This window comes from Pantoea sp. CTOTU49201, assembly GCF_032054795.1.
GTDB lineage: Bacteria > Pseudomonadota > Gammaproteobacteria > Enterobacterales > Enterobacteriaceae > Pantoea > Pantoea symbiotica.
This window is the reverse complement of sequence record NZ_DAMBSA010000132.1, coordinates 1-10,599: the sequence shown is the minus strand read 5'-3', so window position 1 is coordinate 10,599 and position 10,599 is coordinate 1. Positions and strand designations below refer to the sequence as shown.

Here is a 10,599-nt window from a genome sequence, read left to right as displayed (position 1 = left end):
CGAGAAGAACACCAAACAGATTGCCAGCGTCAGTCCGAGCGTGACGTGCCAGTGGCGGCTGAAGGCGAAGCCGCTGCGCGGCTGTTTCAGCTTACGTTTCGGACGCGTTCCCAGCCACAGCACCACGCCGCCCAGCGCGGCCACCCACAGCCAGGACGCCGCCAGTTCGCTGTAGTTGCGACCAAAATCGCCGAGCAGCAGGCTGCTGTGCAGCAAGTCGATGGTGGTGCGTAACGGCAGCACGCCGCTGGTGCCGTAGACCGGCATATCGCCTTTCACTTTCAGGCTATAAGGATCGATAAATACCGCGCGCGAAAGCGATGCTCCGAGCGTGGAATCGCTGAACTGCACGCGCGTGGTATCCGTTGCGCCCGGCGCAGGGCGCACCGCGTAGATGTGCTGATTCTCTCCCGCATAGGCGCGGGCCGCGCTGATTTGCGCTGACAGTGGCTGCGCGTTGCCGAATGGTTCAGCAGTTAGCGCATCGGCATAAATCAGGTTTTCCAGCTGGGGCGTTAACACGTAAAGCGTGCCGCTGAGCGCCGCAACGAAGATGAACGGGGCGACAAACAGACCAATATAAAAATGTAAGCGACGTAGCAAATTAAGCACCGCGCCGCGCGGTGCTGCAGAGTGAGCAGCAGACAAAGCCGTCTTCCTTCCAAAAAGAAATTGTCTTAGCACATCGCTCAAGCTGAGCGTGCGCTGCAATAATTGAGGTCAGCAGGAAAGCGGTGCAGGCGGGGCGCGCGGACGATGAATGCTGCTAACGCGACGCACAATCGGCGCAACCACGCGGGGCAGCGGCGGGGCGCGCGAGATCACCATGATCAGCCAGATGAACGGAATAAACACCCACATTAACAGCGGGACATGCACCAGCAGATCACAATAGCCGCAGGCAAACTCGCCGTCGTCCATCATGTGATGGCTCATGCCGGGCATCGGCATATCCGCCATCATCATTTCATGATGGCTCATTGAGCTATCCATCATGCTGTGCTGCGGCATCGCCCGTACCTGGCTTTGACGCTCCATCAACGTTTTCGACACAATCGGCGCGACGAACAGCAGCAGCACCGCCACAATTGCGACGCAGGCAGTCAAACGCTGGCGGAAGTGATGTGTAAACGTCATGGTTGCTAGTGGATGATTCCGTAAATGAGGCGGAAGTGTAACGCGAATGCCGATGGTGGGTTAAAAAAACTAAGGTTATTTAAGGAAAAATTCGCACCTTTTGAAAATAATCACTTAAAGAGATGCGGCTGTTAACGTTAATGCAACCTGTTAAAAACAGAGTGGAAACATTAGGGCCAGATGTGGGAGTGAATGGGCGCGCTTATTACGTGATGCACGTTAACTTGGGTCGGTCGCCATGAATGGCGAACCTACAAAAACCCGTAGGGTGCGCATTCATGCGCACCTGGATACTAAGTGCGCGTTCAATCCCGCCGCTACGGCTTGTGCGGTAATTGAAGACCCCTCAAAAAATCGATCTTCCCAGCCGCTCGGTGAGTTTCTCCAGTAGCGCGGTACCTGCTAAGGAGTTACCCGAATGATCCAGCGCGGGCGACCAGACTGCGATACTCATGTCGCCGGGGATCACCGCGACAATGCCGCCGCCGACGCCCGACTTCGCCGGCATCCCCACGCGCCAGGCGAATTCTCCGGCACCATCGTACATGCCGCTGGTCATCATTAACGCGTTCACCTGACGTGCCTGGCGCGGCGAGATCACCGCTGATTCATCATCCTGTGTGCGGCCCTGATTGGCGAGATAGAGGAAGGTGCGCGCCAGTTCTTCACAGCTCATCGCTAACGAGCAATAGTGAAAATAGGTTTCCATCACTTTGCTGACATCGTTATGAAAGTTGCCAAAGGATTTCATCAGCCAGGCAATGGCGGCATTGCGTGCCGAATGTTCGTATTCAGAGCGCGCGACGACGCGGTCGTAGTTGATGTCATTTTGCTGCGCCAGACGACGCACAATTTCCAGCATGCGCTGACGCGGTGCTGTCAGGCGGCTTTCCAGCAGATCGCACATCACCAGCGCACCGGCATTGATAAACGGATTGCGCGGTTTTCCTTGTTCCAGCTCCAGTTGCACCAGCGAATTGAACGCCTGGCCGGACGGCTCTTTGCCGACGCGTTGCCAGATTTCGCCGTCCTCATACAAGGTGAGCGCCACGCTGAGCGACAGCACTTTGGAGATCGACTGAATAGAGAAGCGCGTCGCGGCATCGCCCGCCTGAAAACAGCGTCCGTCAGGCGTGCAAATGGCGATGCCGAGCTGATCGGCATCCACGTCGGCCAGCGCCGGAATATAATCCGCCACTTTTCCCTGTTGGGTGAGCGGGCGAACTTCGCTGACAATCTCTTCTAGCAATGCATTACTGAGTTCCGACACCTTCACGCTCCATGTAGCCATTCGTGGCCAGGATGATGGTGATTTGCGTGCAGCGCGTCAATCGGCGGCGCGAAATTCTGTGAGCCTTCTGGGTGAAGCCTGCGTTACAGTGCGGGCTGATTTCATTAAATGTCGAGCCCGCGCGATGATAACAAACCTGTTTCGCGATTTTCCCGCCGCCGCACAGAACGGCAGCGCAGAGACGTTCGAAGCGCTGCTGAAGCAGCCCAATCTGCATATCGAACGCATCGTTTCCACCGGGCAAGCGAGTCCGCCGGATTTCTGGTACTGCCAGACGCAAGGTGAATGGGTGATGATTTTACAAGGATCGGCAGGATTGCAGCTGGAAGGGGAAGCGCAGGAGCGTCACTTGCAGGTTGGCGATTTTGTAGAGATTCCCGCAGGCTGCCGCCATCGCGTCAACTGGACGGACAGCAGCGGCCCAACGGTGTGGCTCGCGGTGCATTACGGCGCGATTCCGGTTAGCGAAATCTGAAGTGAGAAGTTCATCACATGCGAAAAATATCTTCCATGTTATAAAATATGGAAAATTTATTTCAAATTGAGAGGATTCTATCATGTCATCGCTGCCGTCCCTTGAAACCCTGCTGCAGCAGGAAGCTGAGCATCGTTTACCGCAGTTTGATTTCGATTTAGCGTGGCAAATTGGCCAAAGCATTCAGCAGCGCGCCCGTGAAGACAATGCGCCTGTGGCTATCGAAGTCTATGCGTTTGGACAGGTGCTGTTTTTGGCTGCGTTGCCAGGATCCGCCCCAGAAAACCTGGAATGGATGCGTCGCAAGCGCAATACCGTGCTGCTGACCGGTCATTCATCTCTGTATGTGGGGCTTTTCAATGAGCAGAAGGGCGAGCGGATGGCGCAGCAGGCTTATACTCGCCAGGAAGATTACACCGATCACGGTGGTTCCTTCCCGCTGCTCACTGCTCAGGGCGCGATTATCGGCGCAGTCACCATCAGCGGTTTACCTTCCGAAGACGATCATGCGTTAGCGCTGTGGGGGATTGCTCAGCTGCTGCGTTGATATAGGATAACGATAAGAAGGGTTAGCGCGTTTTTGTAGGGTGCGCATTCATGCGCACCTGGGATTAGGTCGCCATGAATGGCGACCCTACGGTGAACAAACGCTATTTCATTTCCGGGACTTTCAGCTTATCGCCTGCGCTGGTGGTTTTGCGCAGATCGGCGACCTGGCTGGCCTTAACTTCCGCAGCCTGATTTCCCCACGAATTTCTCACGTAGTTCAGCACATCTGCCATTTCCTGATCGTTAAGTTTCCAGGAGAATGCTGGCATGCCTGCGGACGTGGGGCGACCTGCGGTGTGCGGCGCGCGGGCACCGTCCAGCAGCGCGTGGATCATGTTGGTGGGATCGTTCTGCATCGCACCATTGCCGGCAAAGGCGGGCACCATGCCGCTGATACCTTCGCCCGACAACCCGTGACACGCCGAACAATCCACTTCATAGCGCAGTGCCGCCTGATCGTGACGCGCTTTATCCATCACGAATCCGGCGGCTTTCGGCGTGGAAGAGGCCGGTAAGCTGCGCAGATAAGTGGCGATAGAGTGCAAATCGCGATCGTTAAAGTACTGCGTGGAGTGCTCAACCGCTTCCGCCATTGGGCCCGCCGCCACGCTTTCGCCGTTAGAGCCGGTTTTCAGGTAGTCAGCGATCTGCTCATCGCTCCAATTGCCAATGCCCGCGTGAGGATTTGGCGTGATATCCGGCGCGTACCAGCTTCCCAGATTGCCGCCTTGCAGATATTGGCTGCTGATTTCGCCGCCCAATGCGTTACGCGCGGTGTGACAAACGCTACAGTGCGCCGGACCATCAACGATGTATTTGCCGCGATTCCACTCGTCATTCTGCGCAGTTTGCGGCTTGAACGCGTTGTTATCGAAGAACAACAGGTTCCAGCCCGCCATCGCCAGACGAATGTTGTAAGGAAAATTCATGCCCGCATTTTCATCGATGGCGTTGTGCACCGGTTTTTGCGCCGAGAAGTAGGCCCAAAGATCGTGCATATCGCCATCGCTCATTTTGGTGTAAGCGGTGTACGGCATCGCTGGATAGAGGAAGCCGTGTTCGCCGCGTCCCTGACGCACCGCGTTGAAGAAATCGCGCTCGGTCATGTTACCGATGCCGGTTTCACGGTCTGGCGAAATATTCGAGGTCTGCAGCGCGCCAAAGGGCGTATCGATTTTGTAGCCGCCGGAGAAGTCCGCATTGTGACAGGCGGCACAATCGGCGAGTCGCATCACGTACTCACCGCGTTTGATGGCGGCATCGTCGTTGCTGTGGAAATCGGCCAGCTGCACCTTGTCGTCGGCAACGTTGGAGCGCGCGCTGTCTAACACCACCCACAAACGGCCGGACGCTGCGATCCCTGCAATCACCGCCAGCGCGGCGAGCGTGTAGGTGATTTTCTTTGCTTTCGCCATGATTACGCCCCCACCAGCGGTGCCGGATTATGGATGTACTTCTGGTGGATCGCCTGCGCGGCGCGCACCGCCAGCGCACCAATGGTAATGGTGGGATTATAACCGCCGTTGTTCGGGAAGGCGGATGCGCCGACCACAAACAGGTTGTGCGCATCCCAGCTTTGCAGATACGGATTGAGCGCCGAAGTATTGGGATCGGCGCCCATCACCGCGCCACCAATGGTGTGCGAGCTGTGCTGCTGATACGGATTCCAGCTTTTCTCCGCCTGGTTATCCACCACGATATGCTGGCCGCCGGTCTCTTTCATGATGTTGATAGCGCGATCGGTGACGTACTTCGCCATGCGCACATCGTTCTGGTTCCAGTCGAACGTGGTGCGGATCAGCGGCTGGCCGTGACGATCTTTGTAGTTGGGATCGAGGTCGAGATAGGCTTCGCGCATCGGCATCGAGGTGCCCTGGCAGAAGATGGTGCCAGCAGTTTGGTAATCGCGCTTGTAGCCCGCTTTCCACTCGCTGCCCCAGCGTTTGGTGCCCGGACGCAGGCCATTCATGTTCTGAATCGGTCGGCCGTTGGTGGAGAAGCCCATGATGCCTGCGCCGCCGATGAAATCGAGATCGCTGTGGTCGAAGTTATCGCCGTTGAAGTCATCAATCTGCACCGCCAATGCGCCGCCGCCGATGAACGGATTCATGTATTCGTCATCAAAGAAACCGGTGACGCTGGAGCAGGTTTGGTAGTTGTAGTTACGGCCAATGGTGCCGCGACCGGTCAGCGGATTGTATTGCTCGCCCACGCCGGAGAGCAGCATCAGGCGCACGTTATCCATCTGATAAGCGGTGATGCAGACGATATCCGCCGGTTGGAAGCCTTCCACGCCATCCTGGGTAATGAATTTCACGCCTTTCACCGTTTTACCGTCGTCATGCTTCACGGCGTGCAGCACTTCGGTTTCGGTCAGCAGCGTGAAGTTTGGACGGCGCATCAGCACCGGCAGAATGCAGGCTTGCGGCGATGATTTGGAGAAGTTGCCGCAGCCGTGGAAGTCGCAGAAGCCGCAATACGTACACGGACCCATGCTGACGCCGAGCGGATTCACATAAGCTTGCGACAAGTTACCGGCAGGCACCGTGAACGGATGATATCCCATGCTCTCGGTGGTTTTGCGGTACTTGCTCATCCAATGCGTATCTTTCAGCGGCGGGGTAGGATAGTCGCGCGAACGCGGGCCTTCGAAGATATTGCCGCCTTTTTGCGGCTGGCCGTTGAGATTGCCCGCGATACCGGAAGTGCCCGCAATACGCTCGAAGCGATCGTAGAACGGCGCCATTTCGTCGTAGGTCACGCCCCAATCCTGCAGTTGCAAACCCTGCATCTTCTTGGCGCCGTAGCGTTCACGGGTTTGCTTCGCCACTTCAAAATCCCACGGCGTAAAGCGCCATGACATGCCCGCCCAGTGCGTGCCGGCACCGCCCACGTTCCAGCCAAACTGAAACGCCGACCAGTTACGCACCGGCGCCGCCAGCTGATCGCTGCGGTTGCGGAAGGTGGTGGTTTCCACGCTCATCGGTTGCAGGATTTTGCGGCGCGTGTGGAAACGCAGTTCATCGGCATCAATCGCGACCGGAAAATCGGTCGAGGTATCGCGCCAGGCTCCGCGCTCAATGGCGACCACGTTGAGTCCCGCGCGGGTTAGCTCTTCCGCCATCACCGAACCGGCCCAACCTAAGCCGACGATGACCACGTCAGCTTTATTTCTTACTAATGACATTGACTCAGCTCCGGCTATTTAATCGTTAGGAATGAGGCTGACGGGAATAAGCGCCAGATTTTCGTTGCGGCGTTCGATATAAGGGCGATAGTCATAACGTGCGCCAGGAAAACCGATCATTTTCCAGCCCACCATATTTTTATTTCCCGCGCGTTTTGTAGCATTAATTCAAACAGCGCCTGACTATTCACGTCTTTTCCTAAATCGATCTTGCCGTCTTCCATTGCCGTCAGGAATATATCGATCTGTTCAGCTGATAAGGTATGTAATGAAGCCTGATGCTGTTGCTGCGCCCACTTTTCCAGCGCGGTTAAGCCGGTTAAATAGCGCGCTTTCGGTGGCGTGAGAAATTGCGGGCTGCCCATCAACGCCGCTTCATTTTCCGGATGCAGCGGCGCCTGCAAATAGAGCGCCGCGCCGGAGCCATAATCTCCGGCTAACTGGTTATCGAGGAACTCGATTGCGCCTGCTTCACTGGCGGATGGGCCAAGATCATCGGCGGGGATCAGGCGATCAAAAATGGCGGCCAGATTCTGGCGATCCAGCGGATTAGTGAGCACCTGATAACCGTCTTGCCATGCGGGTTGCGGCAGGTGATCGGGGCTGAGTTTGGTTTCCAGCGGGACATTGTGCAGCTCTTTCGCCCGCAGTTGCGGCGCGACGGCGAGGGATGCCACAATTCCACTGAGCGAAAAGAGCGCTTCTCTTCGGTTCATACTTCTTATCCCTTAATCTTCAAGAAATGAATATTGACAGAGCACGACGTTCAGATATTTCAGACGCAATGACCGTGCGAAAATAGCGCGCAGGCGCTAGCGACGAATCTGCGTTCGTTATTGTTTTTTTCAGAGGTAGGGTAAATATACGGTCGCCATTTATGGTGACCGTATTTACGGGAAACCCGTTTATCGGGCTCCCTTTATGTTAATAAATATATTTATTCATATCTTCATAGCAGTGACGGGAAATATCCCACAGATCGTCTTCCCAATTCTGCGGGCTTAACAGTTCCGGCGACCAAACACCGTCGTAGCCGGTGGCTTTCACCGCAGCCACCCAGGCGGCAATATCGACATCACCTTCGCCCGGCGCATAGTCGCGTTGTACCCACTCATCCCAGGCTTCGCCCGGTTTAGCTGCGCGACCATCGCAGAAATGCACGCCGTAAATCAGATCTTTATCCATGCGCGCCACTTCGGCAGGCGTGGTACCGCCGCCAGCATGCAGGTGCCAGAAATCCACCACCACGCCGAGATTGTCTTTGCCGCTCTGTTTAATCAGGTCAAGCGCGTGTTGCAGCGAATTGAACGCGGTGAAGGCGACGACTTCAATCTGGAATTTGATGCCGTGCGGTGCGCCGATATCGGCGATGGCGGAGATATTCTCCAGCAGGATGGCATCACGCTCGTTAGCGGAAAGGTGATCGAGTTCGGTCAGCGCCATGATTTGCACTACCGGGCAACGCAGCTCCACCGCCGCCTGGCAGATTTTTTCCGCTTCGCGCAGCAGCTCAGCACGCGCTTGCGGCTCATGGCGACCAATGCGTTTTAGCGCATTAATGCAGGTAATATCGACGCTGTATTTCGCTATCAGATCGCGGTAGGCAGCATAGCTGCCACCGTTATCCAGATAGCGATACAGATGTTCTGGCAGGATTTCCAGCCCGCTAAAGCCTGTCTCATGGGCGATGCGTAACTGAGTGACGGCATTGCTGTACCAAACAGACACGCCATGCAACGACAACTTCATCTCTCCTCCTTGTTACCTCACGGCTTCAGGTGAGAGCGTCGAATACGCAATTCTCCCTGAGACCAAACGCCACCCGGAGTGGCACGTTCATCAATCAGCCGGTTCAGGGCTTCAGTGACGATCAAATCAATACGCTGGCTGAAGGTAGTAAGCTGCCAGCCTGGCAAGCTGGCTTCGTCGATATCATCGAAACCCACCACCGCCATAAATTTGTTGCCTGCACCTTCACGCAGTGCCGCCAGCGCGCCGAGCGCCAGCACATCGTTTTCACAAAACAGCGCTTCAACCCGCTGATCGGGCGCTTGTGCATTGAGATACTCGGTCAACACGTCGTAGCTGCGTTCGCGGGCGTATTCACCGGCGGTGAGCAGCACTTCCAGCGCTAAGCCAGCTTCGTTGAGCGCCAGTTGCAAGCCTCCTAAACGCAGCGTGTGATGGCTGCTGGTGGCCGGGCCCATCATGTAACCGATGCGGGTATAACCTTGCGCCAGCAGCAGTTCGCCCAGCTGTTTGCCCGCCTGCAATCCGTCGACATTTACCACTTCAATGCCGGGTTCGTCGTTGTTACGACACACCTGCACCAGCGGAATGTGGTGCATTTCACGCGCCACGGCGATCAGTTCATCACTCAGCACTGTGCCGAGAAACAGCATGCCATCGACCTGCAGCTGATCGGCCAGCGACAGCACCGCGCGGTAGTTTTCACCGCTACCAATATTCAGCAGCAGCGCCATGTAGCCGCGCTGCTGCAGCTGACGGGTGACGGTGTCGAGCATCAGCATCGAGTGCGGATTTTTTAGCTCGTCGATCACCACGCCAATAATCTGAGTCTTTTTCTGCGACAGGCTGCGCGCCAGCAGGTTAGGGCGATAACCTAACTCGGTGGCAATGGCGATTACGCGTTCGCGCGCTTTCTCGGAAATGGACGCGCCGGGCGTAAAGGCACGCGACACCGTCCATTTCGAGACGCCAGCCAGTCTTGCCACATCGCTGGCGGTGGCTTTGTGGGATTTTGCGGTTGGTTTACTCATAGCACCTGCATAGGGGAAAAAGCGGAGACCCCCAGCATTGAACGTGAAACCCAACGGAAAATAAACACCTAAGCGCACGCATTTGGCGTAAAGCGCGACAATTAACCCTGTTTTTATGATGTTGCGATTATGTTTGATCTTTGCACCCGATTGCAACGTTTTTTGCAATCGGGTGCATTTCATTCACTTTTTGTGATCGCTTTCGCTGATTTGCACTTTGCCAGATTGACTAAAAAGTCGTCTTCGCCGACATTTTGCTCACCACAAAGCAAGAAACATCATTAAAGGCTCAACTGAGTGGCTCATTTTGCACCCGGTAGCAAAAAGTAAAATACCCGAAAAACAATACCCAACATCTTACCTCAACCCATTTTGCACCCGAGTGCAAAATAAACAGGAGTTGTTATGCTCATCGGTGAAAAGAGTATTCCACGCCCACTGCGCTGGGCCATGATCGGCGGCGGTCGTCTCAGCCAGGTTGGTTATAAACATCGTTGCGGTGCGCTGCGTGATAACACGGCGTATCAGATGGTTGCCAGCGCCTTTGATATCGATGCCGAACGCGGCCGCGATTTCGGCGTCAACTTAGGACTCGATGCGAATCGCTGCTACGCCACTTATCAGCAGCTGCTGGCCGAAGAGGCGAAGCGTGAGGATGGCGTTGAAGTAGTGTCCATCGCCACGCCTAACGGCACCCATTTTGAGATCACCAAAGCGGCGCTGAATGCCGGTATTCACGTGATTTGTGAAAAGCCGCTGTTCTTCACCACCGCTGAAGCGCTGGAAATCAAAGCGCTGGCGGCGGCGAAAGGGCTGATCGTTGGCGTGACTTACGGTTTCTCCGGCCATCCGCTGCTGATGCAGATGCGGGCGATGATCGCCAATGGCGAAATTGGTGATGTGCGCATGGTGGAGCTGCAATATACCCACGGCTTCAGCGCCAATGACAGCGCCGACAAATTCAGCGAAGCGCAAAAATGGCGTGTCGATCCTAAGATCGCTGGTCCGTCGTTTGTGCTCGGCGATATCTCTACGCACACCTTCTACATCTCACAGCTGGTGCTGCCAGAGCTGAAAGTGAAATCGCTGCTGTGCGATCGCCAGAGCTTCATTCCGTCGCGCGCACCGCTGGAAGATAACGCCATGGTGCTGATGCATTACGACAACGGCGCGGTAGGGC

11 protein-coding genes are annotated in these 10,599 nt (G+C 55.9%); 3 read left to right on the top strand and 8 right to left on the bottom strand.

Annotated features, from left to right (window positions below):
• The 3 genes from RTY00_RS11385 to glsB all read right to left on the bottom strand — a co-directional run.
• On the bottom strand, positions 1–648 hold a 648-nt coding region (locus RTY00_RS11385; RefSeq protein ID WP_312664509.1), incomplete at its 3' end, for a PepSY-associated TM helix domain-containing protein.
• A gap of 72 nt (positions 649–720) precedes the next feature.
• Positions 721–1,137 carry a DUF2946 domain-containing protein gene (locus tag RTY00_RS11380; RefSeq protein WP_312664508.1) on the bottom strand — a complete coding sequence of 139 codons (417 nt, stop codon included), beginning with the start codon at positions 1,135–1,137 and terminating at the stop codon, positions 721–723.
• 346 nt (positions 1,138–1,483) lie between these two features.
• Positions 1,484–2,407, bottom strand: coding sequence for a glutaminase B (gene glsB, locus RTY00_RS11375; RefSeq protein WP_175501710.1), 924 nt, complete (start codon positions 2,405–2,407; stop codon positions 1,484–1,486).
• 145 nt (positions 2,408–2,552) lie between these two features.
• On the opposite strand from glsB, the gene RTY00_RS11370 reads away from it, so the two are divergent.
• Together RTY00_RS11370 and RTY00_RS11365 are read left to right on the top strand one after the other, a co-directional pair.
• On the top strand, positions 2,553–2,903 hold the full coding sequence (locus tag RTY00_RS11370; protein ID WP_312664507.1) for a cupin domain-containing protein: 351 nt from the start codon (positions 2,553–2,555) through the stop codon (positions 2,901–2,903).
• Positions 2,904–2,985: 82 nt separating this feature from the next.
• Positions 2,986–3,450: a heme-degrading domain-containing protein gene (locus RTY00_RS11365; protein ID WP_312664506.1), complete on the top strand. Its 465-nt coding sequence runs from the start codon at positions 2,986–2,988 to the stop codon at positions 3,448–3,450.
• 103 nt (positions 3,451–3,553) lie between these two features.
• Here the strand turns inward: RTY00_RS11365 and RTY00_RS11360 are convergent, their stop codons facing one another.
• From RTY00_RS11360 to RTY00_RS11340, 5 genes are all read right to left on the bottom strand, one after another.
• A complete protein-coding gene (locus RTY00_RS11360) occupies positions 3,554–4,867 on the bottom strand; it encodes a cytochrome c (RefSeq protein WP_312664505.1) in 1,314 nt (437 codons plus the stop codon).
• Positions 4,868–4,869: 2 nt separating this feature from the next.
• A complete protein-coding gene (locus RTY00_RS11355) occupies positions 4,870–6,639 on the bottom strand; it encodes a GMC family oxidoreductase (RefSeq protein WP_312664504.1) in 1,770 nt (589 codons plus the stop codon).
• A 116-nt stretch (positions 6,640–6,755) separates the two neighbouring features.
• Positions 6,756–7,355, bottom strand: a complete 600-nt coding sequence (locus RTY00_RS11350) for a gluconate 2-dehydrogenase subunit 3 family protein (RefSeq protein WP_312664503.1) — start codon at positions 7,353–7,355, stop codon at positions 6,756–6,758.
• A 208-nt stretch (positions 7,356–7,563) separates the two neighbouring features.
• Positions 7,564–8,388, bottom strand: a complete 825-nt coding sequence (locus tag RTY00_RS11345; protein ID WP_312664502.1) for a sugar phosphate isomerase/epimerase family protein — start codon at positions 8,386–8,388, stop codon at positions 7,564–7,566.
• Positions 8,389–8,405: 17 nt separating this feature from the next.
• Positions 8,406–9,419 (bottom strand): LacI family DNA-binding transcriptional regulator, encoded by a 1,014-nt coding sequence (locus tag RTY00_RS11340; protein WP_312664501.1) that lies wholly within the window; start codon positions 9,417–9,419, stop codon positions 8,406–8,408.
• 405 nt (positions 9,420–9,824) lie between these two features.
• Between RTY00_RS11340 and RTY00_RS11335 the strand changes: the two genes are divergently transcribed.
• On the top strand, positions 9,825–10,599 hold a 775-nt coding region (locus tag RTY00_RS11335; RefSeq protein ID WP_312664500.1), incomplete at its 3' end, for a Gfo/Idh/MocA family oxidoreductase.

Bases quoted from the DNA above. Each gene is read 5' to 3' on its own strand.
- RTY00_RS11380 (WP_312664508.1), bottom strand. From the start codon at position 1,137: ATGACGTTTACACATCACTTCCGCCAGCGTTTGACTGCCTGCGTCGCA.
- RTY00_RS11370 (WP_312664507.1), top strand. From the start codon at position 2,553: ATGATAACAAACCTGTTTCGCGATTTTCCCGCCGCCGCACAGAACGGC.
- RTY00_RS11365 (WP_312664506.1), top strand. From the start codon at position 2,986: ATGTCATCGCTGCCGTCCCTTGAAACCCTGCTGCAGCAGGAAGCTGAG.
- RTY00_RS11360 (WP_312664505.1), bottom strand. From the start codon at position 4,867: ATGGCGAAAGCAAAGAAAATCACCTACACGCTCGCCGCGCTGGCGGTG.
- RTY00_RS11355 (WP_312664504.1), bottom strand. From the start codon at position 6,639: ATGTCATTAGTAAGAAATAAAGCTGACGTGGTCATCGTCGGCTTAGGT.
- RTY00_RS11350 (WP_312664503.1), bottom strand. From the start codon at position 7,355: ATGAACCGAAGAGAAGCGCTCTTTTCGCTCAGTGGAATTGTGGCATCC.
- RTY00_RS11345 (WP_312664502.1), bottom strand. From the start codon at position 8,388: ATGAAGTTGTCGTTGCATGGCGTGTCTGTTTGGTACAGCAATGCCGTC.
- RTY00_RS11340 (WP_312664501.1), bottom strand. From the start codon at position 9,419: ATGAGTAAACCAACCGCAAAATCCCACAAAGCCACCGCCAGCGATGTG.